The organism is Erythrobacter sp. A6_0, assembly GCF_017744235.1.
Lineage (GTDB): Bacteria > Pseudomonadota > Alphaproteobacteria > Sphingomonadales > Sphingomonadaceae > Qipengyuania.
This window is the reverse complement of record NZ_JAGHQR010000001.1, coordinates 59,239-80,594: the sequence shown is the minus strand read 5'-3', so window position 1 is coordinate 80,594 and position 21,356 is coordinate 59,239. Positions and strand designations below refer to the sequence as shown.

Here is a 21,356-nt window from a genome sequence, read left to right as displayed (position 1 = left end):
TCGTTCAAGGATTGTCCCAATGACCGCACAGCTCGCCCAAGCCATCGAAGCTGCCTGGGATGACCGGACCTCGGTCACGCCCGACAGTCGCGACGTGCGCGATGCCGTCGAACGTGCGCTCGCCATGCTCGACAGCGGCGAGGCGCGCGTGGCACAGCCCGATGGTAATGGCGGCTGGCAGGTCAATCAGTGGCTTAAAAAGGCCGTTCTCCTTAGCTTCCGCCTCAACGACAACCGCGTGATGGAAGGCGGCAGCGCCGGCCATCCGGCTTTCGACAAGGTGCCGAGCAAGTTTGCAGGCTGGGACGATGCGCGCTTTCGCGAGGCGGGCTTCCGCGTGGTGCCGGGCGCCGTGGCGCGGGAAGGTGCCTATATCGCGCCCGGCTGCGTGCTGATGCCCAGCTTCGTCAATATCGGCGCCTATGTCGGCAAAGGCACGATGGTCGATACCTTTGCCAGCATCGGCAGCTGCGCCCAAATCGGCGAGAACTGCCACATCTCGGCCGGTGCCGGAATCGGCGGCGTTCTGGAACCGATGCAGGCCAATCCCACGATCATCGGCGACAATTGCTTCATCGGCGCACGCTCCGAAATCGTCGAAGGCGTGATCGTGGGCGAAGGATCGGTGGTGGCGATGGGCGTCTTCATCACCCAATCGACCAAGATCGTCGAGCGCGCGAGCGGCAAGGTCACGCGTGGGGAAATTCCGCCGTTTTCGGTCGTGGTGCCCGGCACTCTGCCCGATCCCAACGGCGGCCCCTCGCTCGCCTGCGCGGTGATCGTGAAGACGGTGGATGCCCAAACGCGCGAAAAGACCGGCATCAACGAGCTGCTGCGCGATTGACGCGCCGCGCGAGAGGGAACATTAGGGACTGCAGGCGGTAACGATCCGACACCGACCGCGCCTGATCTTAAGGGAAGAAGCGACACATGCGTAGCGAAGGCAACGAAACCCACGTCTCCGAAACCGAAGCCAGCGGCGGCTCGAAAGAAGGCGTGGTTCGCTGGGTCCTGATCATCGGCACCGTGCTGGCCGTCATCCTGCTTTCCGCCGTCTGGATTTTCGGCGCGGCTTCGCAGGGCGAAGTCGAATCCGAAGTCAACGTTTCCGATCGGATTGAGGCGCAGGACGAAGAGGCCGGTATCGATGGCATCGAAATCGACGATGCCGACAATATCGAAGGCACCGGCAACGACGCGACAGACGGCACTCCGCTGCAAACGGTCGAAAACTGACGGCCCGCTCCGCCGCAGCTTCAGGAACGCCCTTCGCTCTGACGGATTGAACTCCTCGACATTGTACGAGGAGAATTTCCGTGAGCAATTCCAATAGCTACCAGACCGACCAGTATGTCGAATGGGAATGGGGCAACGGCACGGCGAGCGGCCAGATCAAGGAGCGTTTCGAACGCGAAGTGACGCGCACGCTCAAGGGTAGCGAAGTCACCAAGGATGGCACGGAAGACAATCCCGCCTATCTGATCAAGCAGGAAGACGGTGACGAGGTGCTGAAGCGCGGCAGCGAATTGTCGGCGAAGAACTGATGCCCGCTCGGAGCAAGGCGCAGCAGAAAGCCGCTGGAGCCGCTCTGTCGGCCAAGCGCGGCGAGACCAAGGTGGGCGACCTTCAGGGCGCTTCGAAGCAGATGTACGACAGTATGAGCGAAGAGGAGCTGGAGGACTATGCCTCCACCGACCTCGACGGTCTGCCCGAGCATGTCGATGAGGACGACAGTTGATGGCCTCCGACACCGACGACGATCGCGAAGAGACCTGGTCCGAATTTCGGGACTGCGTCAACATGGCGCCCAAGGAGCTTGAGGACTGGCTCGATACCGAGGAGTCCAAGTCGGTCGGCGATAGTGACGGAAGCGAGAGCACCGGCCACAAGTCCGGGCGAAGGATCGTCGAGATCAAGCGCACCAACAAGGACGATCTCACCGACAGCCAGTGGGACCACATGGACAAGGTGGTCGGCTATATTCACCGCCACCTCGCCCAGAGGCCGGACGGCGATGTCGAGGATACGGATTGGCGGTACAGCCTGATGAATTGGGGCCACGATCCGCTCAAATCGGACTGACGGGCATGGCCGACGCCGATCGCTTCGACCATTTTCTCGCCGCACAGGACGATGTTTTCGACACGGCTCTGGAAGAATTGCAGGCGGGCAGGAAACAGGGCCACTGGATGTGGTTCGTCTTTCCCCAGATCGCTGGCCTCGGTTCGAGCGCGATGGCGGCGCGGTATGCCCTGTCCGGTCGAAGCGAGGCGCGTCGTTTCGCCGATCACCCCGTTCTGGGGGACCGGCTGGAGCAGGCGACCGAAGCCATGCTCGACTGGGCCGGGACTTTGTCGGCGCAAGATATTCTCGGAACGGTCGACGCGATGAAGTTCCGCAGTTCCATGACCCTGTTCGAAGCGTCGGCGGCCGATGCGGACGCTTTCATCGCGGCGCTCGAACAGTTTTACGACGGGGAACGCGACCCGTTGACGTTGGAGCGCCTGTAGCCTGCCGTCATCGACGAAAAAGCCGAGCGGCCATCCTGAATAACGATTGCGCTGGAAGGACCAAGCGCTTCGCGAACGCCAAGGCCCCTACCGGATAGCGTTCGCACGTCTTAAGAGAGCGAGGACATGATCCGTACCGTCCTACGCCTCGTCCTCGCGCTGCTCTATGCGATTGCGGGGGTGCTCCATCTGGTTGCGCCACGCCCGTTTCTTGCGATCATGCCCAGCGGGCTGCCTTTCCCGACCGAGATCGTCTTCCTGACCGGTATCGCCGAAATTCTTGGAGCTGCCGCGCTGGTGCAGGGGTGGTCGACATCGTTACGGAAAGCGGGCGCGATCGGGCTCGGACTCTACGCCGTCTGCGTCTTCCCAGCCAATATCAATCACTTCGCGCTCGAAATGGCGCGGCCCGACCAGGGGCTAGGCCTGGCCTATCATGTTCCGCGCATGATCGCACAACCGATCATCGTCTGGTGGGCGCTGTGGGCCGGCGGCGTAACGGACTGGCCGTTCCGCCGCCGGCCACACTGATCACGCGGTTGTAATCAGCTCATGTGCTTGGAAACGGCACCGGTCATCTTGAACATCGAGATCTGTTCCTTGCCGATCACCGCGCCCAGCTTGTCGTCCGGATTGATCATGCGGCGATCCTTGGAATCCTGCAGATCGTTCGCCTTGATGTGGTCCCACACTTTGGAAGTGACCTGAGCGCGCGTCATCGGGCCCTTGCCCACGACGTTTTCGAGTTCCGGCGAGAGATTCACCGGCTTCTGCAATGCGTTGTTCTTGCCAGCCATGATATGTCCTTTCCTGTCAGGCTTGTATTATCGAGATGCGGCCCCGGCACGGAGCGCGCACCATTGGGTAATGGTCAGTCGAGATCGAGATCGTCCGGATCGATGCCGAGATCCTCTTCGAGATCGAGTTCTTCGCGCTCGTGCCCCTCGAACCGCCCCGTCAGCACCGCGCAGGCGGTGATATGGCCCTCGATGGAGGCTTCGACGTCTTCGCGGCTGGCGCCGGGCATCAGCGTCATCGGCAGATCGAGCGCAAACAGCTGGAACACATAGCGATGCTCCTTGCCGATCGGCGGATCGGGCAGCAGCCATTCGGAATTGCCGCGTGCATTCTTGCCAGCGCGCGGCGGCACCTCGCCTTCGAACAGCTTGCCGCGCTGGCCGGGGAAGCCCCATGCCAGCCAATGCAAAAGCGGCTTGTCCGCTGGGGCGTCCGCATCCTCCACGATCAGAACGATCTCCTGCGCTCCGGGCGGGGGAGCGGTCCATTCGAGCGGCGGCGCGACGGCATCTTCCTCGATCGCGGTGAAGCTGGGATCGAGCTCGCCGCCATGCTGGAAGGCCGGGCTGGTCAGCGCAAAGCCCGAACGACCGAGCAGCTTCTCCGAACCGAAGCGCGCGATCGCCAGATCGTTGGCGAAGGCTCCACCACCGACCGCGCGGGTCACCCAGGTCTGACTATCGCTCACGCTATTTAATCCTTCGATTGCCTTTTCTCGATCGCTTCCTGTGGGCTGCGCCGTATCGCGATGCCATGGGAAAGCGCGGACTATGCACCGTTTTTATCCGAAAACACCCCTTTTTTAAGCAGCGCTGCGTCGATCGACCGTCTGTGCTTGGCACTCAGCCACGATTAAGGCACACTGACAGATGCTTGGTCCGGGGGGAGAAGCTTCTCCCGATATCGCAATCATCTATTCGGAGTCGCATCTATGGCTTTTGCCCGTACGGTCCTGTCCGCTACGCTCGCTTTTTCGCTGGTCGCTTGCGGAGGCGGCGGGTCGAGCTCTTCCGCGCCGCCGGTCAACGTCTCGCCCACGCCGACGCCGCCGCCCGCTACCGGCGGAGACAGCTGCTCTCTGGCCAATCGCCAGCAATTCGTGCGCGACGTGCTGAATGAATGGTATCTGTTCCCCGATCTGCTTGCGACGAATGTCAATGCGGCGAACTACACGGATATTCAGGATTATATCGATGCGCTGGTGGCCCCGGCACGTGCGCAGTCGAAGGATCGCTTCTTCACCTACATCACCTCGATCAAGGAAGAAAACGCGCTGATCCAGAACGGGTCGAGCGCCGGCTTCGGCATTCGCCTCGGCTACGATACCAGCGCCAATCGCGTCTTCGTGCTCGAAGCGTTCGAGGCAGGAACGGGCTTCCAGGCGGGCATGGATCGCGGCACCGAATTGCTGACCATCGGCGGCCAGTCGGTCGCGTCCCTGATGTCGAGCGGCGGCCCGCAGGCGGTGATCAATGCGCTTGGCCCGTCGGACCCCGGCCTTTCGCGTTCGTTCACCTTCCGCACGCGCGAAGGCACCGAACGCAACGCCAATATCAGCAAGACCGAATTCTCGCTCGACCCGATCTCGGATCGCTACGGCGTCAAGATCCTGAACGACGGGACCGGACCGGTCGGCTACATCAATCTGCGCACCTTCATCGTACAGGATGCGGGGCCGCAATTGCGCACCGCGTTCCAGCAGTTCAAGAATCAGGGGATTACCAAGGTCATCCTCGATCTGCGCTATAATGGCGGCGGGCTGGTTTCGGTTGCGGAACTGCTCGGCGATCTGATGGCAGCGGACAAGAGCGGGCAGGTCTTCAGCAAGACCGTGCTGCGTCCGTCGAAATCGTCCGAGAACGAGGTGGATCGCTTCACGGCCCAGTCGGAAGCGATCTCGGCGACCAAGATCGCTGTGATCGGACGCGGCGGCACGGCTTCGGCGAGCGAGCTGGTGACCAATTCCTTCATTCCCTATCTCGGCAATAATCTCGCGCTGGTCGGCACCAATACATTCGGAAAGCCCGTCGGCCAATTCGCTTTCGATCGCTCGGCCTGCGACGATCGCTTCCGCGCGGTGGCGTTCAAGACGACCAATGCCAACGATCAGGGCGAATATTTCACCGGTCTTGCCAGCGTGGTGCAGCGGACCTGCGCAGCGAATGACGGAATTTTCGAAGCTCTTGGCGATCCCAACGAAACGTCCATCAGCGCAGCGCTGGACTTTCTGGGCGGGCGCACCTGCACGCCGATCAGCGGCGGACAGGACCAGACGATGCAATCGGCAGGCAACCGGCAGCAATTGCTACAGCCCAGGATCCCCACCCCTGCGCAACGCGAAGTACCGGGCCTGTTCTAGGCGAGGTCTGGCTCAGAAATTTTCGGGGCGGCGGAGCAATCCGTCGCCCCGTTTCATCTGGAGTGCGTGTCTAGACGCTCGCTATTGGGCAGCGGCCGCACTCGGCGCATCGTCGTTCTGTGCGTTGCGCAGCTCGACCAGAGCAGTCGCGATGACCTTGTCCGAGGATGCGGGCTTGGGAACGTAAACCGCGTCGAGCATGTCGAATACGTCTTCCTGCCGGTCCGCATCGCCCGAATGGATGATGTAGGGAATGGAGCGTTTGGTCAGTTCGCGCGCGATCGGCAGGCAATTTTCGCCCCCCACCAGATTGAAATCCAGAACGGCGACATCGACGCCTTCGTCGATATGATTCATCGCTTCCCCGACGCAGGACGCACAACATGGCGTGAAGCCCCGATCTTCGGCAGCGAATTCCAGGTCCATCAGGATCAGGGGTTCATCATCCACCAGCAATATCGAGATCGGATCAGGCAAGACAGGCATCCTATATCGTTACCTCTACAACCGCCTTCAAACCGTCCGGGTTCCACACCCGATCGATTTTCCCGGCTGCCGAACGAACGATGCGGTCCATGATCGCCGTGCCAACTCCCGGCTCGATCGTCGCTTCGTCGATCCTGGGTCCGCCGCTTTCGCGCCATTCCAGCCGCGCCTTTTCACCATTTTCGATGATGCCCCAGTCCACCGTGACACTGCCGCCTTCGGTCGACCAGGCGCCATGCTGTTCCGCATTGGCGGCGAATTCGTGCAGCACGAGGCCGATCACCGATACGCTGCCGAAAGGTACGCGAGCGCCGTTCCCGTCGATCGAGATCGCCATGCCCGCCATGCGATAGGGTTCAAGAATCGCACGGATCGCCGGGCCCAGTTCGATCGATCCGCTGGCCGCGTCGTCCAGCGTGGTTTCGTACGCGCGGCCCAGCGCCTGAATCCGCGAATTGATTTCGGCCGCCTCGCCCTCGATCTTGTGCATCCGCCCGCTGACCGTGACGATTCCCGAAATGACGGCGAACATGTTCTTCATGCGGTGCGACAATTCGCGGGCCAGCACACGGGCATGCTGCTCTCCGGCGCGCGCGCTCTTGACGTCGGTGACGTCCCATTGGCTGCCGAAGAAATAGATCAGATCGCCCGCATCGTTGTAGATCGGCCCGAGATGCAGCGCATTCCAGAACGCGCTGCCGTCCTTGCGATAGTTCAGCAATTCGACGATCGTGACCTCTTCGCTCTCGATCGCGCGGCGCATGGCCTGAACCTGTTCGCGATCGGTGCGGCGCCCCTGGAGGAAGCGGCAATTGCGACCGAGGATTTCGTCCTCGTCATAGCCGGTCAGCTCGCGGAAGGCGCGATTGGCGAAGACGATGGGATTGTCGTGCTGGTTGGGATCGGTGAGGCAGATCGCCATGCGGGTCTGCGCCATGGCCTGTTCGAACAGCATGCCCGAAGCGCCTTCGAACTTGCCCTCTCCGCGCGAGGCCAGAAAGCGGCCGGGGCTTTCGTCGAACAGCATTTGCGATTGGTTGCTGGACCGCTCGTCACCGTCGCGATCTTGCGTCCCGTCCGGCGCATCGCTGGAGGGCCGATCCTCCGACCGGTGTTCGCTGTCATCCTTCACTTCGGATCCTTGCTGTCGGTTCGAGCCTGTCCCACGTCACCTGACCACGCTCGTCGCCCAAAATCGTTCCGCTCTGTGCACTTTGCGCGCTCGACTTGACCCACTTGCAACAGGAACGCAAGCTGCTTGCCATGGCCCGCATCTACACCACCTTCGCCGAATTCTGGCCGTTCTATCTGCGTGAGCATTCCAAGCCGCGCACTCGCGCGCTCCACTATATCGGCACCAGCCTGGTCGTCGCGCTTGCTGTGGTCGCGCTCGTCACCGCCAACTGGTGGCTGCTCGTCGCGCTGCCGATCGCGGGCTATTTCTTCGCCTGGATCGCGCATTTCGGCGTCGAGAAGAACCGCCCGGCCACGTTCACGTACCCCGCCTGGAGCTTGAAAGCGGATTTCAAGATGTGGTGGCTATGGCTGACCGGACGGCTCGGCCCCGAGCTCGAACGGGCAGGCGTCGGACGGATTTAGGAGAGCGCGGCGGCGATCGTCAGCGCGCCGAGGCCGAGCGAGAGCGGAATGCGCAAGGCCAGCCACCAGCGCGGCGCGAGCGGCCCGAGAGCGCGATCGACCAGCGGGCTGAACAGGATCGCCCCGCCAAGCGCGACCAGCGAAGGTTCCGGCCATATCAGGTCGAACACGAAGGGCAGGAACGCCGCCAGCGCGATCAGACTGGGCAGCACCGCCGCGATCCAGACCCAGCCGAGCGTCCGCCGCCGTTCGGCTGCGGGTGCCGAGGCAGCGATCCCCCACCATGTCCCGCCCAGAAAGGTGAAGATCAGCGCCGCATAGGCGAATGCAATGAGCACCGCCGGTTCGCGCCAATCGGACGGCCCGAGATACAGCACGGCGACGCAGGCGATCTGCGGCAGCAGGCCCCCGAGGCCAAGCAGGCGGGGCAGAAGCGGGACTTGACCGGTCACCCGCGCCTCATGGCCGATCCGGCCCACTGAACGGCTGCCGGTCGGTATAGGCGCAGCCACTGCGCGTCTCGCTGCCGATCACCACGGTCGCGACGAAGGGATAGGTACGGTCGCTCATCCGGTCCGAGCATTCGCCCGGCGTGACGGCGACGTCGATCGATTTCCCGCCTTCGCCCGGGATCGTGCCGCTGAACGAGAGGCCGTTATTCCCTGCAAAGCGTTCGACCGGAAATTCGCGCCCTTCCTGATCTTCCATGGTCGTATACCGCATCGTGCCCTCTTCGATCCGCGCGTTCCAGAACGGTTCGGTGCCCGACAGCAGGATCGCCTCGCCGCTCGCAATCCCGTCATACGCAGTCGTCTCGCGCGCATCGGGACCGCCGCCGCTCGCGCCGCACCCCGCGAGTGTCAGCGCGCCGAAAGCCGAAAAGACCATGCGAAGAGAGGGAGCAATCATCGTCCGTCCTATGAGACATGGCGGGCGGCGCTTCAATGGTCTGGCGCCCGCGATCTAACATCGCCTCGTGGATCGGAACGCGAAGGCGGATTGATGCGTTATTCCCACCATGAGGCTCGCTCCGAAAATCGCTTTCGCCGCAGCAGTCATCGCCATCGGCGGTGCGACCGGGGGCGCGGTTATCGGTGCGCAGATCGGCGATGCGGAAATTCTCCAGCGCGCCAGCGTGGGCGGCGAGCGGCCGGGATACGATTTCCAGGCCGATTCCGACGCACCGAGCCTCGCCCGGACCGCGGAACGCCCCGCCGACCAATACGCCATAGAAACGCCCGAAGGCCGGTTCGAAGTCGGCGAATTGCGGAACCGCGGACTGTACCGCAATCGCCGCTATTCGCATTACGACGCCGCTCTCGCGGCGGAAGACCGCGCATGGGATGCGGAAATGGCCACGCTGGAACGTGGCGATTGGCAGCCCGATCCCGGCTTCGCCGACAGCGAATGGAGCCGCGCGGGCGGGAATGCCCATCAGAGCCAGGCATACGGTGTGACGGTCACTCGAAACGTGCCTAGCCGGACGAGGGTCGCGATGGCGCCCGAACCTCAGGCTCAAACCGTCCGTTCCGACATGGCACCGCCCGCCATCGGACCCGATCAGGTCCAGCCGCTCGATGTGTCGGCTCCGGTAACGCTTCCGCCACCTTCCCCCTCGATAGATTGAATTCCTTTCCGCGAAAGGGCGAAAAGGCCCTTCGAAACTCGAGCGCAACCAGGCACAAAAAAGGCGGCCCCGAACCGGAGCCGCCTCTCTTTTATCTTACTGTGCCGACCGAATTATTCGGGCATCAGCACCGTATCGATCGCGTGGATGACGCCGTTTGACGCTTCCACATCGGTCTGGGTCACGATCGCCGTGTTGCCAGCCGCATCACGAAGGACGACATTGTCGCCGTCCATCATCGCAGTCAGCGTGGCGCCATTGACGGTGTTGATCGTGTAACCATCGGCGCCTGCATCCTGAATAGCCTGCGTCAGCGTTGCAGCGTCGACATTGCCTTCAACGACATGATAGGTGAGGATGTTCGCCAGATCCTGCTGACCGGCCGGGCTCATCAGCTCGTCACGCGTTTCCTGCGGGACCTTTTCGAAGGCCGCATTCGTCGGCGCGAACACCGTATACGGGCCGGTGCCCGACAGCGTGGTCGCCAGATCGGCGGATGTCACGGCCGAAACCAGCGTCGAGAAATCGGGATTGCCCTGCGCGACTTCGACCACCGTGCCGGCAGCCATGTCGTCATTCGCCATCTGATCGGCCATCGCCGTATCTTCGGTCATGGTCGTGTCTTCTTCGGCGGGCGAGCCGCAGGCGGCCAGCGCGAGAGTGGCGGCCGAGGCGAGAGCGATAGTGAGCTTCTTCATGAATTGCTCCTTGAGAGTGGTAAGCCAGGATAGGCATTGGCGCGGGGCTCGGACCTGTTCAGGTCTTCCGATCCCCGCGCCTTCATCCCTAGCTACGAACGCCTCGGCGCCTGGTTCCAATAGAGGCCGAAAGATGGCCTCTTACGGTCCAGCGATCGTCACATAACCTTTTCGGGCTTTGGGTCGTGCTTATGCTTGTCCGCCTTGCCGAGATGACGCTCCAGCCGTTGGGCCAGCGTGTTCGCCGCTTTGCGCGCCGCGCCATCGACCGTGTCGGACTTGCCGGTGACGCCGATGGGCTTGCCGCCGCTGATGCGCGCTTCGATCGTGCAGGCCTTGTCGTCCGCCCCGTGCTTCGCGCCGTTTTCGTCGCGCACATGGATTTCGATCCGGGTCAGCTTGCTTTCGAACCGTGCCAGCTTCTCGCGCACTGCCACCTCGATCCGCTCGGCGACGTTTTCCGTGCCCATGACCGAGCTGTCGGAATTGAATTGAACTTGCATGATGGGGGTCCTCCTGGCCGTTAGTGACTACTCCTCTGAAAACGGATGGCCCGGTGGCGCGTTCCCCCGCGCCGTCGCTCGCACCGCACCTGCCAGCCGATGGACGAGCGCCCGCGAGAAACCGAATTGATGCAAGGGTTTTGCAAAAGCCGCGTAGGGTCGCTGCGGGGCCTTCCGCCCCGATTGGAAGAGACCATGGCCAAGGGCCAGCAGAAGAAGAGCCGCGAGAATCGCAAACCCAAGAAGGAAAAGGTCAAGACCAACGCTTCCAATCCGAGCGTGAAGCCCGGATCGGTCAAGGGCCTGGAGAATATGAAGAACTCGTGAGGGCCTAGCCCTCTTCGCGCTCGACCGGCAGTTGCGCGCTCGGGCTGGAGGCCTTCGCCTTGTGCTCTGCCAGCAGCCGGTCGATCTCGGCGATCCGAAGCCGCTCGGGCGTGTCGCGCTTCAATCCCTTGAGGCGGCAGGTCGCCCACAATTGGCGGCGTTCGGATTCGAGGTTCTTGCGATAGAGATCGGCCATGCGCCGCTATGGGCGGGTTGTGCCGCGAAGGCCAGCGGGGATGCGCCTCGCCCCGAACGGTTCACCCCGCGCAGGGAAGCCGCTCGTTCCGCTGTTTCGCGGGGTGCGTATTTGCTAGGTCGGCGCGCATGAACCCTGTGACGATCTTGGTGGATGCCGATGCCTGCCCGGTGAAGGAGGAAATCTACCGCGTGGCCGAACGATACGGCGCGCATATCCGCGTCGTCAGCAACAGCCCCTTCCGCGTGCCGGTGAGCGAGCGGGTGAAGCGCGTGGTGGTGAGCGACGGTTTCGACGCGGCGGACGACTGGATCGCGGAACACGCCGGGCCGCGCAGCGTGGTGATCACTGCCGACATCCTGCTGGCAGAACGCTGCTGCAACGCGGGTGCAACGGTGCTGCGACACGACGGAAAACCCTTCAACGCCGCCAACATCGGCAGCGCCCTTGCCACCCGCGCCATCATGGAAGGCCTGCGCGCCGGGATGGACGGCATGGGCGGTGGCCCGCCGCCGTTCAGCGAGGCGGATCGCTCGAAATTCCTTCAGGCGTTGGACCGGGTGCTGGCAGGGATGCGCTAGACGAGGTGCTGGCGGAACCAGTCGGCAAGTTCATCTTCCGACAGTTCGCCAGCGGCCAGGGCGACGAACGCCACGACAAGTTGGGCATCGGTCGCCTGCAAGGCTTGACCGTTGAGCATGAGAAAGGTTTCGCTGATTACCGCTGCTGTGCGCTTGTTCCCATCGACGAACGGATGGTTGCGCGCGATGCCGTAAGCGTAGGCTGCTGCAAGATCGGCCACATCAGGTTCGCCGTAATCGGCAAGGTTACGCGGACGTGCCATCGCGCTATCGAGCATTCCGGCATCACGAATGCCGTCACCACCGCCATGCTCGGTCAGCTGCTCGGCATGCGCCGCCAGCGCCACCTCGGTAGCGATCCAGACCCATTTGCGGGCCAAGGCTACTTCGCCAGTTCGCGCAGCGCGCGCTTGCGCGCCGCCATCACCTTGCGCGCCGCCGCCATCTGCTCCTCGAAATCAGGTTCCCCGCCGACGAGCTCGATACCGTTCGGCCTGAGCACCAGCGTCAGCTCGTCCCCCACCTTCCGGTCGAGATGCGCCAGCACCTCCTTGGGCAGGACGATCCCGGCGGAATTGCCGATCTTGGTGATCTTGAGGGGCTTATCCATACGGTTATTATAAAATACGATGAAGCTAAGGGCAACGGCTTCCAATTTCGCTCTGAGTTCTATCGCTCCATTGAACGGTCGAATTCACCCGCATCGAGCACCTCTTCGATAAGTTCTTTGGGCCATACAATACCGAGATGAGCTCCCAATGGATCGCTATCTTCGAAACGACCAGAGTATAATCCTATGAACTTCGTACCCGATCCACGGGAAAATAATGTTCCGTGTTCATCTTCGAAGGGTGAGAATCTACGCAACACAACGGGAGAGCCAGACATCCCTGTTCGAGAGGCGCTATCTACCAACCAAAATGGAGCCGATGGTCCCCGTGCCGTGTCCGGATCTACTGCCAGTGCACCCTTCTTCCAAAGGGGCGCCAAGCCGCGATCAACTCCTCGGGGGAAGCCTATGATGAAAACATCAGCACCAACCTCAAGGGGTAATGCACGATCATCAAGCTCTCCTATAAATTCATTGATAGCTTCAGAAGGCCATTTTGGAATAGGGATCGCAACAAGATCAGCGCTCTGCTGATGTTTGGGGTGGATCAACCAAGCCGGGTTGCCGTTTTCATCGTACAAGCCGAGGTTCAAATAGAGTATAGATGAAACATCAGAAGTTATGAAACGAACTGCAAAGTTGGTTGGTCGAGCGCCGGTATTAGAGATAGATTGCCCAGTAGCGGGATGGATCCCCGTGACATTGTGCCACGCTGTCACCAAATATATTCTAGAATCTCTTTTGTAGAAGAAGCCTGTTCCAATCGCCAATTGTATCGGGTCACTTGGCCTCTCGTGCCTATAAATTTCAAGCTTGGTAACGCATAATGAATATGGGTCGAGTCTGACAACGGCACGTTCATTAGCCATATTTTTCATCAGCCAACTCAACCTCTAAACCTGAAGGTTCCTAGCCTTACGGTATAGCTTTACCGAGCAAGGAGATAGGCGCGAAATTTCAAAACGTATTTAGCATATGGAGCATCGCTCGTGCCCTAATACTACCTATTTACCATCAGCTTGTCGAAGGACTGTTTATTGGCTTCCAAATGCTGCGCACGAAGAGGCACGGCAGCGATTGGCGCTGCCCGGTTTATTCGGTCCGGACATGCTCAGACGAGCGGAATTCCTGCAATGGCGCTCAATCCTGCGCCTACCCTTCGGGCAGATACAACCGCTCGCCCTTCTCGCGGTACACCTTGCTCATCTCCTCCATCCCCTCGCGCGCTTCTTCGGCCTCTTCGGCCGAAGTGTTGTTATTGATGTTCTCGCTCGCGAGGTAGCTGTCCGAATTCTGCTTGGCGGCGAAATCGCGCACAACCTGCTTCGCTTCCTTACTCCCGCTCCCCACCCGCAATCCGCCGATGCTCATCGACGCTGCGGCGCATTTCCCTGGCCTGCAATTGCAGCGCCTTATTGCTCAGTCTGATCTCGCGGCTCTGCTGGAAGAAGCCCAGAACCAGCCACAGAAAGGCGAGCGGGCTGGAGACCCCGCCCAGGAAGTCGCCCAGCTCGTTCAGGCGCAGATCGGCCGGGTTCTGGCCCTGTACCGCCAGATATATGACGAGACCGACGACATAGATCGCAGACAGCCACAGGCCGATGATCGGCAGGCGGCGCCGTTCGCGCCGGTCCTGTTCGAACGGATCGTCGAGAATGGCCTCAGCGTCGGCCTCCGTCATAGGGTCGGATACTCCTATTCCGTCTCGCCTTCGGGCAGGTACAGTTTCTCGCCCTTCTCCCGGTACACCTTGCTCATCTCCTCCATGCCCTCGCGCGCTTCTTCGGTCTCTTCTGCCGAAGTCTCGCGCTTGATGTTTTCGCTCGCGAGATAGCTGTCCGAGTTCTGCTTTGCGGCGAAGTCGCGCACTTCCTGCGTGATCTTCATCGAGCAGAATTTCGGGCCGCACATCGAGCAGAAATGGGCCGTCTTGGCGCCTTCCGCGGGGAGTGTCTGGTCGTGATATTGCTCGGCGGTTTCGGGGTCGAGGCTGAGGTTGAACTGGTCGCGCCAGCGGAATTCGAAGCGGGCTTTCGACAGCGCGTCGTCGCGGACCTTGGCGGCCGGGTGGCCCTTCGCCAGATCCGCCGCGTGGGCGGCGAGCTTGTAGGTCACCACGCCGACCTTCACATCGTCACGGTCGGGCAGGCCGAGATGTTCCTTCGGCGTGACGTAGCAGAGCATCGCCGTGCCGTACCAGCCGATCTGCGCCGCGCCGATGCCGCTGGTGATGTGGTCGTAACCCGGCGCGATATCGGTGACGAGCGGGCCGAGCGTGTAAAACGGGGCTTCGCCACACGCCTCCAGCTGCTTGTCCATGTTCTCCTTGATCTTGTGCATGGGTACGTGGCCCGGCCCTTCGATCATCACCTGCACGTCCTGCTCCCAAGCGCGCTTGGTCAGTTCGCCCAGCGTGTAGAGCTCGGCGAATTGCGCTTCGTCATTGGCGTCGGCGATACTGCCGGGGCGCAGGCCGTCGCCCAGTGAATAGGCGATGTCGTAGGCCTTCATGATCTCGGTGATCTCGTCGAAGCGTTCGTACAGGAAGCTCTCCTTGTGATGCGCGAGGCACCATTTCGCCATGATCGAACCGCCGCGGCTGACGATGCCGGTGACGCGCTTGGCGGTCATGGGCACGTAGGGCAGGCGCACGCCGGCGTGGATGGTGAAATAGTCGACGCCCTGTTCCGCCTGTTCGATCAGCGTGTCGCGAAAGATTTCCCAGGTCAGGTCTTCGGCAATGCCGCCGACCTTTTCGAGCGCCTGATAGATCGGCACGGTGCCCACCGGAACGGCGGAATTGCGGATGATCCATTCGCGCGTGTCGTGGATGTTGCGGCCGGTGCTCAAGTCCATGATCGTGTCCGCGCCCCAGCGCGTCGCCCAGACCATCTTGTCGACTTCGCTCGCCACGTCACTGGCAACCGCGGAGTTGCCGATATTGGCGTTGATCTTGACCAGGAAATTGCGCCCGATCGCCATCGGTTCGCTTTCCGGGTGGTTGATGTTGTTGGGAATGATCGCCCGCCCCCGCGCGATTTCGTCGCGGACGAATTCGGGGGTCACATATTCCGGGATCGCGGCGCCCCAGCTATTCCCGTCGAGCTCGCGGGCGACATAGTCGCGGCCGATATTCTCGCGCTCGGCGACATATTCCATCTCGGGCGTGATGATGCCCTGACGCGCGTAATGCATCTGGCTGACGTTCGCCCCGGATTTGGCGCGCAGGGGCCGGTGGTTGACGTTCGGGAATTGCGGCACGCCGCCCGAACGGTCGGGGCCGAGCTGGCCGTTATCCTCCGGCTTTACTTCGCGCGCGTCGTATTCCTCGACATCGCCGCGCGACATGATCCAGTCGCGGCGCAGCTTGGGCAGGCCCGCCTGAATGTCGATCTGCGCGTCGGCATCGGTATAGGGCCCGCTGGTGTCGTAGACGCGGACCGGCTCCTCGCCGCCCTCGAGCTGGATCTCGCGCATGGCGACGCGCACGCCGCTGCCGCTTTTCGCGCCGACATGAACTTTGCGGCTGCCGCGGATCGGGCCGGTGGTGACACCGATCTCGAATTTGGAATTGATATCGGCCATGCGTCTCTCTCCATCGCGACGGAGAAGGAGCGGATGTCCGGATCGAGGCCCGCCCACTCCCTCCGCCGATCTTAATCGGTTCAGGTTCGACGGGTCGGGCGGTGCTACGCGCCCCTCTCAGCGTCAGCACGCTCCCCGGGGATGGCTCGACACTAGGCGCGCCGAAGGGCATAGTCCAGCCATGCCAGAAACACCGCACGTCACCGTCCACCGCTTCGGGCATGAGAAGCAGCCGGTGGTGCAAATCGACGGCTTCAGCGGCAGAGCGGACGAACTGCTCGCTCGCGGGCGCGCGGCGGAGTATCAGGACGGGGGCGCCAGCTATCCGGGCATCAGGGCCTGGTGCGAGCCCGATTATCTGGACCGCAATCGCGACCTGATGTTCTCCGCCCTCCAGCAGGTGTTCGGATTTCGGCAGGGTATCAGCCTCGACGTATCGACCTTCTCGATCGTCACTCTGCCCGAGCAAAAGCTGAGTCCGCTCCAGCGCATCCCGCATTACGATCATGCCAGCGGCGAAATCGTGGCGATCATGCATTACCTGCTGGGGCCGGAGAGCGGCGGGACCGCCTTCTATCGCCATCGCCGCACCGGGTTCGAAACGATCACGCCCGCACGCGAAGCCGCCTACAATGCCGCTTTGGCCGAGGACGAGCGCGAATACGGGATGCCCCAGCCGCGCTATCATTACGGGGACAGCGATCGCTACGAACTGATCGGAGAGGTCGAGGCGCAGCCCGACCGACTGATCCTCTATCGCGGCAAGCTGCTGCATTCGGGCGTCATACCCGATCCCGGCGCGCTTACCGACGATCCGGCCGAGGCGCGCCTGACGATCAACATGTTCCTGCGCGGACGGTGATTGCGGGGTCGGCTTCTATTTGAAGGTGTTCTTCACCTTCTTGCCCGCCATGATCCCGAGCACCAGGAAGACGACGAAGAGCACGGTCGCGATGACGGCAAGAACGATGGCGACGTCCACCATCGTCCCGGCAAGGCCCCCGAAACCGAGGATGGCCGCAACGGCGGCGACGACGAGGCAGAGGATCGCGAGTTTTATCATGGGAAGGGAATGGGCGGCGCGGCTGCCGGTTCCTCGGCACGCGAGGTTTCACACCATCGTCCACCGCAGGTTCACTTGCGGCTTGCTCCCTTGCACGCGTGGCCGCTACCGGCTGCGCTTCGATACCGTGCGCTTCGGCGCCTCCCGCCCCTGCCCTGACGCGATCGGGCATCGACCGGAGTGACCATGACCGAATTTCCGCCCCCCGCCGATCAGCCCGATCCCGCCGTGCCCGCCAAGAGAGGCGCGTTCACGCGCTTCCTCGACGGGGTGGAATGGCTGGGCAATCTGCTGCCCCATCCGGTCACTTTGTTCGCGCTGCTGGCGCTGGGCATCGTCCTGCTGTCCGGCATCTTCGGCGCGCTGGGCGTGGCGGTGACCGATCCGAGGCCGCAGGGCGCGCCGGGCGTGGCCGAGGACGGGATGATCCGCGCAGTCAGCCTGATGAATGGCGACGGGCTTCGCCGCATCTTCACCGGGCTGGTCGATAATTTCACCAGCTTCGCGCCCCTGGGCGTGGTGCTCGTCGCGATGCTGGGCGTGGGCGTGGCGGAGAAATCCGGGCTGCTGAGCGCGGCGGTGCGATCGATGGTGCTGGGCGCTCCGCCCAAGCTTGTCACTGTGGCGATCGTGTTCGCAGGCATTATTTCGAACACCGCGAGCGAAGTCGGCTATGTCGTTCTGATCCCGCTGGGCGGCGCGATCTATTACGCGCTCGGCCGCCATCCGCTCGCCGGAATGGCGGCGGCGTTCGCAGGCGTTTCGGGCGGATACAGCGCCAATCTGCTGATCGGGACGATCGACCCGCTGCTTGCCGGGATCACGCAGGAAGCCGCGCAGCTGATCGATGCCGATTATCGCGTGCTGGCGACCGCGAACTGGTATTTCATGGTCGCGAGCACTTTTCTCATCACGGCGATCGGCAGCTTCGTCTCGATCTACATCGTGGAACCGCAGCTCGGGAAATACGACGCGTCGAAAGCCGATCCCGACATTCTCGACGACGAGATGATGAAACCGCTCGACGCTTCGGAGCGCAAGGGCCTGCGCTGGGCCGGGATCGCCATGCTCGGCGTCTTCGCGCTGATGGCGCTGACGCTGTGGCCCGAATGGGGCGTATTCCGCAATCCGGAGACGGGCGACCGGATGGACTCGCCCTTCTTCGACGGCTTCGTGGTCTGGATCCTGATCTTCTTCGTGGTGCTGGGATACGCCTATGGCCGCGCGGCCAAGACGATGAAGAGCGATCGCGACGTGATCGACGCGATGGCGGGCGCGCTGTCCTCGCTCGGCCTGTATATCGTGCTGGTGTTCTTCGCCGCGCAGTTCGTCGCGTTCTTCGGCTGGACCAATCTGGGCGGGATCACGGCAGTGACCGGGGCCCAATTCCTGGTCGATACCGGGATGACGGGGCCGACGGTGTTCTTCCTCTTCATCCTGCTCTGCGCGCTGATCAATCTCTCGCTCGGTTCCGCAAGCGCCCAATGGGCGGTCACCGCGCCGATCTTCGTGCCGATGCTGATGCTGATCGGCTACTCTCCCGAAGCGATCCAGGCTGCCTATCGCATCGGCGATTCCACCACCAACATCATCACCCCGATGATGAGCTATTTCGGGCTGATCCTGGCATGGGCGACGCGCTATCAGAAGGATCTGGGCGTCGGCACGCTGATCGCGATGATGCTGCCTTATTCCATGTTCTTCATCGTAGCGTGGAGCGCGTTCTTCTATCTGTGGACCTTCATCCTCGGCCTGCCGGTGGGGCCGGGATCGCCGACCTATTACGTGCAGTAGGGACTGCGCGAAGCGACGGAGTCAGACCCCCAGCCACCATCGGATCACCATCGCGACCGCGCCCAGCACGGCGACGCTGCCCGCCCAAATGGCAACCATCCAGGCGAGGCGTTGCCAGAGAGGCTTTTCGCGGGGCTCCATGGGTTAGTGATACCCCTCATGCCCGACTTTGCCGCGGAATACGTAATAGGCCCAGGCGGTGTAGGCGATGATCAGCGGCATGGTGATCGCCACGCCCACCAGCATGAAGATCTGGCTGCGTTCGGGCGCGGCGGCATCCCAGATCGTGACGTCCGGCGGAATGACATAGGGCCAGATGGTGACGCCCAGCCCCGCCATGCCGAAAAAGAACAGCGCCAGGCTCAACCAGAACGGCTTCGAATGCCGTTCCACCGACAGCGCGCGTAGCAGCGCCAGCGCGATCAATCCGGTCAGGATCGGCACGGGCGCGGCGTAGTAGATTTCCGGCGCGCTCAGCCAGCGTTCGGCGTATTCGGCGTTGAGAAACACGTTGTAGAGGCTCACCGCCCCCATCAGCACGAAAGTGGCCCAGGCAGCGCGCTTGCCCAGCTTGCGGGCGTGATGCTGGCTCTCGCCGTCGAGCTTCCAGACCAGCCAAGTCGCGCCGAGAAGAGCATAGCCCGCCACCGTGCCCAGACCGGTCAGCAGCGTGTACGGCGTCAGCCAGTCCCACCAGCTGCCCGCATAGGCGCGATCGACCACTTCGATCCCCTGCAACAGCGCGCCCAAGGTCATCCCCTGCGCCATCGCCGCCACCAAGCTGCCGCCGGTGAAGGCCACGTCCCACAATTTGCGATGCGACGGATCGCGCCAGCGATATTCGAAGGCGACACCGCGAAAGACCAGGCCGAGCAGCATGGCGATGATCAAGGGATAGGTTGCGGGCAGGATCACGGCATAGGCCAGCGGAAAGGCCGCGAACAGCCCGCCCCCGCCCAGCACCAGCCAGGTCTCGTTCCCGTCCCAGACCGGCGCGATCGAGTTCATCGCCCGGTCCCGCTCCGGCCCGACCTCGAATGTCGGAAACAGGATGCCGATGCCGAGATCGAAGCCGTCCATCACGACATAGGCGAAGACGGCGAAGGCGATGATGAACGCCCAGATGGTGGTGAGGTCCATGGTCATGGCCGCTCCTCCGGTTCCTGCTTGCTGCCGGACAGATCCTTGGTGGTCTCGTCGGACGGGTCCTGCGTGAGACCGGGCGTGATACCGGCCGTACGGATCGGCCCCTTGTCGCCGCGCTTGACCCCGTATTCGCCCGCATGGGGCGCCTTGCGCATCAGGTGCAGGATGTACCAGACGCCCGCGCCGAAGACGAAGAAATAGACCACGACGAAGGCGACCAGCGAAGCGCCGACCGCCGGTGCGGCGAGAGGGCTGGCGGCATCTTCCGTGCGCAGCAGATTGTAGATCACGTAAGGCTGGCGGCCCACCTCGGTGGTGATCCACCCAGCAAGGACCGCGACGAAGCCGCTGGGTGCCATGACCAGCGCGGCGCGGTGCAGCCAGCTCCAATCGTAGAGCTTCCCCCGCCACCGCGCGAGCAGGCTCCACAACCCCACGCCCAGCATGGCGAACCCCATGGCGATCATGATGCGGAAACTCCAGAACACGATGGCGACCGGCGGCTGCTCGTCGTCGGGAATGGTGTCGAGCCCTGCCAGCGGCGCGTCGAGATCGTGCTTCAGGATAAGGCTGGAAAGCTTCGGAATGCCGACCGCGTAATCGAGCCGCTGTTCCTCATCGTTCGGAATCCCGAACAGATAGAGCGGCGCGCCATCGGGGTGGCTCTCGTAATGCCCCTCCATAGCCATGACCTTTTGCGGCTGATGCTCCAGCGTGTTGAGGCCGTGCATGTCGCCCGCCACGATCTGCACGGGAACGACGAGGGCGGCCATCAACATCGCCATCGAGAACATCTTCCTCGCGTGGGCGTTCGTGCGATCCTTGATGAGATGGAAGGCCCCCACCCCGCCGACCACGAAGGCCGTGGTGATGAAGGCAGCGAGCACGGTGTGGACGAGGCGATAGGGGAAGCTGGGATTGAACACGATCGTCCACCAGCTCGGCCCCGGCAGAAACTGGCCATTGGCGCCCATCTCGTAACCCACGGGCGTGTGCATCCAGCTGTTGACGCTGAGGATCCAGAAGGCGGAAATCGTCGTGCCGACCGCCACCATCAGCGTGGCGGCGAAATGGAGCTTCTTGCCGACCCGCTCCATCCCGAACAGCATCACGCCGAGGAAGCCCGCTTCGAGGAAGAAGGCGGTCAGCACTTCATAGGCCATCAACGGCCCGATCACCGGCCCGGCCACGTCCGAAAACACCGACCAGTTGGTGCCGAACTGGTAACTCATCACGATGCCGCTCACGACGCCCATTGCGAAGGCGATCGCGAAGATCTTCAGCCAGTATTTGAACAGGTCGAGATAGAGCGGCTTGCCCGTCTTCAGCCATAACCCTTCGAGAACCGCGAGGTAGCTCGCCAGCCCGATCGAAAAGGCCGGGAAGATGAAATGGAAGCTCACCGTGAAGGCGAACTGTATGCGGGCGAGCAGCAGGGCGTCGAGACCATCAAACATCGTATCGACTCCGATAG

At 62.5% G+C, this 21,356-nt stretch carries 33 protein-coding genes and 1 riboswitch; of the genes, 14 read left to right on the top strand and 19 right to left on the bottom strand.

Features of this window, described 5'->3' with window-relative positions; translation table 11 throughout:
• Positions 1-19 precede the first annotated feature (19 nt).
• The 7 genes from dapD to J7347_RS00470 all read left to right on the top strand — a co-directional run bounded on the left by dapD (position 20) and on the right by J7347_RS00470 (position 3,041).
• Entirely contained in the window at positions 20-844 is an 825-nt protein-coding gene (dapD, locus tag J7347_RS00500; RefSeq protein ID WP_209160371.1) for a 2,3,4,5-tetrahydropyridine-2,6-dicarboxylate N-succinyltransferase, read from the top strand.
• 86 nt (positions 845-930) lie between these two features.
• Positions 931-1,236, top strand: coding sequence for a hypothetical protein (locus tag J7347_RS00495; protein ID WP_067677760.1), 306 nt, complete (start codon positions 931-933; stop codon positions 1,234-1,236).
• 80 nt (positions 1,237-1,316) lie between these two features.
• A complete protein-coding gene (locus tag J7347_RS00490) occupies positions 1,317-1,544 on the top strand; it encodes a DUF2945 domain-containing protein (RefSeq protein WP_067677767.1) in 228 nt (75 codons plus the stop codon).
• A complete protein-coding gene (locus J7347_RS00485) occupies positions 1,544-1,738 on the top strand; it encodes a DUF3008 family protein (protein WP_209160369.1) in 195 nt (64 codons plus the stop codon). Before J7347_RS00490 ends, J7347_RS00485 begins: the two co-directional genes overlap by 1 nt.
• Positions 1,738-2,082, top strand: coding sequence for a DUF3140 domain-containing protein (locus tag J7347_RS00480; protein ID WP_209160368.1), 345 nt, complete (start codon positions 1,738-1,740; stop codon positions 2,080-2,082). Before J7347_RS00485 ends, J7347_RS00480 begins: the two co-directional genes overlap by 1 nt.
• A gap of 5 nt (positions 2,083-2,087) precedes the next feature.
• On the top strand, positions 2,088-2,510 hold the full coding sequence (locus tag J7347_RS00475; protein WP_067677776.1) for a DUF1810 domain-containing protein: 423 nt from the start codon (positions 2,088-2,090) through the stop codon (positions 2,508-2,510).
• A 126-nt stretch (positions 2,511-2,636) separates the two neighbouring features.
• Positions 2,637-3,041, top strand: a complete 405-nt coding sequence (locus tag J7347_RS00470) for a DoxX family protein (protein ID WP_209160366.1) — start codon at positions 2,637-2,639, stop codon at positions 3,039-3,041.
• Positions 3,042-3,055: 14 nt separating this feature from the next.
• On the opposite strand, the gene J7347_RS00465 is transcribed toward J7347_RS00470, so the two are convergent.
• Complete coding sequence (locus J7347_RS00465; RefSeq protein WP_006833160.1) at positions 3,056-3,307, bottom strand: SWIB/MDM2 domain-containing protein; 252 nt, start codon at positions 3,305-3,307, stop codon at positions 3,056-3,058.
• 74 nt (positions 3,308-3,381) lie between these two features.
• Positions 3,382-3,996, bottom strand: a complete 615-nt coding sequence (locus tag J7347_RS00460; RefSeq protein ID WP_348521527.1) for a YbhB/YbcL family Raf kinase inhibitor-like protein — start codon at positions 3,994-3,996, stop codon at positions 3,382-3,384.
• A 243-nt stretch (positions 3,997-4,239) separates the two neighbouring features.
• On the opposite strand from J7347_RS00460, the gene J7347_RS00455 reads away from it, so the two are divergent.
• Positions 4,240-5,667 carry a S41 family peptidase gene (locus J7347_RS00455; protein WP_209160364.1) on the top strand — a complete coding sequence of 476 codons (1,428 nt, stop codon included), beginning with the start codon at positions 4,240-4,242 and terminating at the stop codon, positions 5,665-5,667.
• An 81-nt stretch (positions 5,668-5,748) separates the two neighbouring features.
• Here the strand turns inward: J7347_RS00455 and J7347_RS00450 are convergent, their stop codons facing one another.
• Together J7347_RS00450 and J7347_RS00445 are read right to left on the bottom strand one after the other, a co-directional pair.
• Positions 5,749-6,144, bottom strand: a complete 396-nt coding sequence (locus J7347_RS00450; protein ID WP_245173744.1) for a response regulator — start codon at positions 6,142-6,144, stop codon at positions 5,749-5,751.
• Between the two features lie 10 nt (positions 6,145-6,154).
• The gene (locus J7347_RS00445; RefSeq protein ID WP_348521526.1) at positions 6,155-7,285 is read right to left on the bottom strand and encodes a PAS domain-containing protein; all 1,131 of its coding nucleotides are present in this window, start codon (positions 7,283-7,285) and stop codon (positions 6,155-6,157) included.
• Between the two features lie 131 nt (positions 7,286-7,416).
• Between J7347_RS00445 and J7347_RS00440 the strand changes: the two genes are divergently transcribed.
• A complete protein-coding gene (locus tag J7347_RS00440) occupies positions 7,417-7,752 on the top strand; it encodes a DUF962 domain-containing protein (RefSeq protein ID WP_067677893.1) in 336 nt (111 codons plus the stop codon).
• Here J7347_RS00440 and J7347_RS00435 read toward each other — a convergent pair.
• Both J7347_RS00435 and J7347_RS00430 read right to left on the bottom strand, forming a co-directional pair.
• Positions 7,749-8,204: a DUF3429 domain-containing protein gene (locus tag J7347_RS00435; RefSeq protein ID WP_067677896.1), complete on the bottom strand. Its 456-nt coding sequence runs from the start codon at positions 8,202-8,204 to the stop codon at positions 7,749-7,751. The two genes, J7347_RS00440 and J7347_RS00435, sit on opposite strands and share 4 nt — an antisense overlap.
• A gap of 7 nt (positions 8,205-8,211) precedes the next feature.
• Positions 8,212-8,661 (bottom strand): hypothetical protein, encoded by a 450-nt coding sequence (locus tag J7347_RS00430; RefSeq protein ID WP_209160360.1) that lies wholly within the window; start codon positions 8,659-8,661, stop codon positions 8,212-8,214.
• Positions 8,662-8,770: 109 nt separating this feature from the next.
• On the opposite strand from J7347_RS00430, the gene J7347_RS00425 reads away from it, so the two are divergent.
• On the top strand, positions 8,771-9,379 hold the full coding sequence (locus tag J7347_RS00425) for a hypothetical protein (RefSeq protein ID WP_209160358.1): 609 nt from the start codon (positions 8,771-8,773) through the stop codon (positions 9,377-9,379).
• A 113-nt stretch (positions 9,380-9,492) separates the two neighbouring features.
• Here J7347_RS00425 and J7347_RS00420 read toward each other — a convergent pair whose 3' ends face one another.
• Positions 9,493-10,077, bottom strand: coding sequence for a fasciclin domain-containing protein (locus J7347_RS00420; RefSeq protein WP_067677795.1), 585 nt, complete (start codon positions 10,075-10,077; stop codon positions 9,493-9,495).
• 158 nt (positions 10,078-10,235) lie between these two features.
• Positions 10,236-10,580, bottom strand: a complete 345-nt coding sequence (locus J7347_RS00415; RefSeq protein ID WP_209160356.1) for an HPF/RaiA family ribosome-associated protein — start codon at positions 10,578-10,580, stop codon at positions 10,236-10,238.
• 195 nt (positions 10,581-10,775) lie between these two features.
• Here J7347_RS00415 and J7347_RS13390 point away from each other — a divergent pair, with 195 nt between their 5' ends.
• Positions 10,776-10,907, top strand: coding sequence for a hypothetical protein (locus J7347_RS13390; protein WP_255362940.1), 132 nt, complete (start codon positions 10,776-10,778; stop codon positions 10,905-10,907).
• Between the two features lie 4 nt (positions 10,908-10,911).
• Here the strand turns inward: J7347_RS13390 and J7347_RS00410 are convergent, their stop codons facing one another.
• Complete coding sequence (locus tag J7347_RS00410; RefSeq protein WP_209160354.1) at positions 10,912-11,103, bottom strand: hypothetical protein; 192 nt, start codon at positions 11,101-11,103, stop codon at positions 10,912-10,914.
• Positions 11,104-11,231: 128 nt separating this feature from the next.
• On the opposite strand from J7347_RS00410, the gene J7347_RS00405 reads away from it, so the two are divergent.
• The gene (locus J7347_RS00405; RefSeq protein ID WP_209160352.1) at positions 11,232-11,684 is read left to right on the top strand and encodes a YaiI/YqxD family protein; all 453 of its coding nucleotides are present in this window, start codon (positions 11,232-11,234) and stop codon (positions 11,682-11,684) included.
• Here the strand turns inward: J7347_RS00405 and J7347_RS00400 are convergent.
• From J7347_RS00400 to thiC, 6 genes are all read right to left on the bottom strand, one after another.
• Complete coding sequence (locus J7347_RS00400; protein ID WP_209160350.1) at positions 11,681-12,064, bottom strand: type II toxin-antitoxin system death-on-curing family toxin; 384 nt, start codon at positions 12,062-12,064, stop codon at positions 11,681-11,683. The genes J7347_RS00405 and J7347_RS00400 overlap by 4 nt on opposite strands.
• A 2-nt stretch (positions 12,065-12,066) precedes the next feature.
• Entirely contained in the window at positions 12,067-12,294 is a 228-nt protein-coding gene (locus J7347_RS00395; RefSeq protein WP_209160348.1) for an AbrB/MazE/SpoVT family DNA-binding domain-containing protein, read from the bottom strand.
• Between the two features lie 59 nt (positions 12,295-12,353).
• Entirely contained in the window at positions 12,354-13,172 is an 819-nt protein-coding gene (locus tag J7347_RS00390; RefSeq protein ID WP_209160346.1) for a trypsin-like peptidase domain-containing protein, read from the bottom strand.
• 274 nt (positions 13,173-13,446) lie between these two features.
• Positions 13,447-13,611 (bottom strand): hypothetical protein, encoded by a 165-nt coding sequence (locus J7347_RS00385; protein ID WP_209160344.1) that lies wholly within the window; start codon positions 13,609-13,611, stop codon positions 13,447-13,449.
• Positions 13,612-13,627: 16 nt separating this feature from the next.
• A complete protein-coding gene (locus tag J7347_RS00380) occupies positions 13,628-13,975 on the bottom strand; it encodes a hypothetical protein (RefSeq protein ID WP_209160342.1) in 348 nt (115 codons plus the stop codon).
• 14 nt (positions 13,976-13,989) lie between these two features.
• A complete protein-coding gene (gene thiC, locus J7347_RS00375; protein WP_209160340.1) occupies positions 13,990-15,879 on the bottom strand; it encodes a phosphomethylpyrimidine synthase ThiC in 1,890 nt (629 codons plus the stop codon).
• A gap of 39 nt (positions 15,880-15,918) precedes the next feature.
• A riboswitch (TPP riboswitch) is annotated at positions 15,919-16,027 on the bottom strand.
• 33 nt (positions 16,028-16,060) lie between these two features.
• Here thiC and J7347_RS00370 point away from each other — a divergent pair.
• Positions 16,061-16,741, top strand: coding sequence for a DUF6445 family protein (locus J7347_RS00370; RefSeq protein WP_209160338.1), 681 nt, complete (start codon positions 16,061-16,063; stop codon positions 16,739-16,741).
• 15 nt (positions 16,742-16,756) lie between these two features.
• Here the strand turns inward: J7347_RS00370 and J7347_RS00365 are convergent, their stop codons facing one another.
• Positions 16,757-16,942, bottom strand: coding sequence for a DUF1328 family protein (locus J7347_RS00365; RefSeq protein ID WP_209160336.1), 186 nt, complete (start codon positions 16,940-16,942; stop codon positions 16,757-16,759).
• Positions 16,943-17,128: 186 nt separating this feature from the next.
• Between J7347_RS00365 and J7347_RS00360 the strand changes: the two genes are divergently transcribed.
• Positions 17,129-18,736, top strand: coding sequence for an AbgT family transporter (locus tag J7347_RS00360; RefSeq protein ID WP_245173743.1), 1,608 nt, complete (start codon positions 17,129-17,131; stop codon positions 18,734-18,736).
• 21 nt (positions 18,737-18,757) lie between these two features.
• Here the strand turns inward: J7347_RS00360 and J7347_RS00355 are convergent, their stop codons facing one another.
• From J7347_RS00355 to J7347_RS00345, 3 genes are read right to left on the bottom strand one after another with little or no spacing between them, the layout of a single operon-like run.
• On the bottom strand, positions 18,758-18,877 hold the full coding sequence (locus J7347_RS00355; RefSeq protein ID WP_209160334.1) for a DUF2474 domain-containing protein: 120 nt from the start codon (positions 18,875-18,877) through the stop codon (positions 18,758-18,760).
• Between the two features lie 3 nt (positions 18,878-18,880).
• Positions 18,881-19,876, bottom strand: a complete 996-nt coding sequence (cydB, locus tag J7347_RS00350) for a cytochrome d ubiquinol oxidase subunit II (RefSeq protein WP_280635666.1) — start codon at positions 19,874-19,876, stop codon at positions 18,881-18,883.
• A gap of 2 nt (positions 19,877-19,878) precedes the next feature.
• Positions 19,879-21,339 (bottom strand): cytochrome ubiquinol oxidase subunit I, encoded by a 1,461-nt coding sequence (locus J7347_RS00345; protein WP_209160330.1) that lies wholly within the window; start codon positions 21,337-21,339, stop codon positions 19,879-19,881.
• Positions 21,340-21,356: the final 17 nt, after the last annotated feature.

Bases quoted from the DNA above. Each gene is read 5' to 3' on its own strand.
- J7347_RS00420 (WP_067677795.1), bottom strand. From the start codon at position 10,077: ATGAAGAAGCTCACTATCGCTCTCGCCTCGGCCGCCACTCTCGCGCTG.
- J7347_RS00475 (WP_067677776.1), top strand. From the start codon at position 2,088: ATGGCCGACGCCGATCGCTTCGACCATTTTCTCGCCGCACAGGACGAT.
- J7347_RS00405 (WP_209160352.1), top strand. From the start codon at position 11,232: ATGAACCCTGTGACGATCTTGGTGGATGCCGATGCCTGCCCGGTGAAG.
- J7347_RS00365 (WP_209160336.1), bottom strand. From the start codon at position 16,942: ATGATAAAACTCGCGATCCTCTGCCTCGTCGTCGCCGCCGTTGCGGCC.
- J7347_RS00390 (WP_209160346.1), bottom strand. From the start codon at position 13,172: ATGAAAAATATGGCTAATGAACGTGCCGTTGTCAGACTCGACCCATAT.
- J7347_RS00495 (WP_067677760.1), top strand. From the start codon at position 931: ATGCGTAGCGAAGGCAACGAAACCCACGTCTCCGAAACCGAAGCCAGC.
- cydB (WP_280635666.1), bottom strand. From the start codon at position 19,876: ATGGACCTCACCACCATCTGGGCGTTCATCATCGCCTTCGCCGTCTTC.
- J7347_RS00380 (WP_209160342.1), bottom strand. From the start codon at position 13,975: ATGACGGAGGCCGACGCTGAGGCCATTCTCGACGATCCGTTCGAACAG.
- J7347_RS00355 (WP_209160334.1), bottom strand. From the start codon at position 18,877: ATGGAGCCCCGCGAAAAGCCTCTCTGGCAACGCCTCGCCTGGATGGTT.
- J7347_RS00345 (WP_209160330.1), bottom strand. From the start codon at position 21,339: ATGTTTGATGGTCTCGACGCCCTGCTGCTCGCCCGCATACAGTTCGCC.
- J7347_RS00395 (WP_209160348.1), bottom strand. From the start codon at position 12,294: ATGGATAAGCCCCTCAAGATCACCAAGATCGGCAATTCCGCCGGGATC.
- J7347_RS00430 (WP_209160360.1), bottom strand. From the start codon at position 8,661: ATGATTGCTCCCTCTCTTCGCATGGTCTTTTCGGCTTTCGGCGCGCTG.
- J7347_RS00360 (WP_245173743.1), top strand. From the start codon at position 17,129: ATGACCGAATTTCCGCCCCCCGCCGATCAGCCCGATCCCGCCGTGCCC.
- J7347_RS00425 (WP_209160358.1), top strand. From the start codon at position 8,771: ATGAGGCTCGCTCCGAAAATCGCTTTCGCCGCAGCAGTCATCGCCATC.
- J7347_RS00410 (WP_209160354.1), bottom strand. From the start codon at position 11,103: ATGGCCGATCTCTATCGCAAGAACCTCGAATCCGAACGCCGCCAATTG.
- J7347_RS00480 (WP_209160368.1), top strand. From the start codon at position 1,738: ATGGCCTCCGACACCGACGACGATCGCGAAGAGACCTGGTCCGAATTT.
- J7347_RS00415 (WP_209160356.1), bottom strand. From the start codon at position 10,580: ATGCAAGTTCAATTCAATTCCGACAGCTCGGTCATGGGCACGGAAAAC.
- J7347_RS00485 (WP_209160369.1), top strand. From the start codon at position 1,544: ATGCCCGCTCGGAGCAAGGCGCAGCAGAAAGCCGCTGGAGCCGCTCTG.
- J7347_RS00455 (WP_209160364.1), top strand. From the start codon at position 4,240: ATGGCTTTTGCCCGTACGGTCCTGTCCGCTACGCTCGCTTTTTCGCTG.
- J7347_RS00370 (WP_209160338.1), top strand. From the start codon at position 16,061: ATGCCAGAAACACCGCACGTCACCGTCCACCGCTTCGGGCATGAGAAG.
- J7347_RS00470 (WP_209160366.1), top strand. From the start codon at position 2,637: ATGATCCGTACCGTCCTACGCCTCGTCCTCGCGCTGCTCTATGCGATT.
- J7347_RS00440 (WP_067677893.1), top strand. From the start codon at position 7,417: ATGGCCCGCATCTACACCACCTTCGCCGAATTCTGGCCGTTCTATCTG.
- J7347_RS00465 (WP_006833160.1), bottom strand. From the start codon at position 3,307: ATGGCTGGCAAGAACAACGCATTGCAGAAGCCGGTGAATCTCTCGCCG.
- J7347_RS13390 (WP_255362940.1), top strand. From the start codon at position 10,776: ATGGCCAAGGGCCAGCAGAAGAAGAGCCGCGAGAATCGCAAACCCAAG.
- thiC (WP_209160340.1), bottom strand. From the start codon at position 15,879: ATGGCCGATATCAATTCCAAATTCGAGATCGGTGTCACCACCGGCCCG.
- dapD (WP_209160371.1), top strand. From the start codon at position 20: ATGACCGCACAGCTCGCCCAAGCCATCGAAGCTGCCTGGGATGACCGG.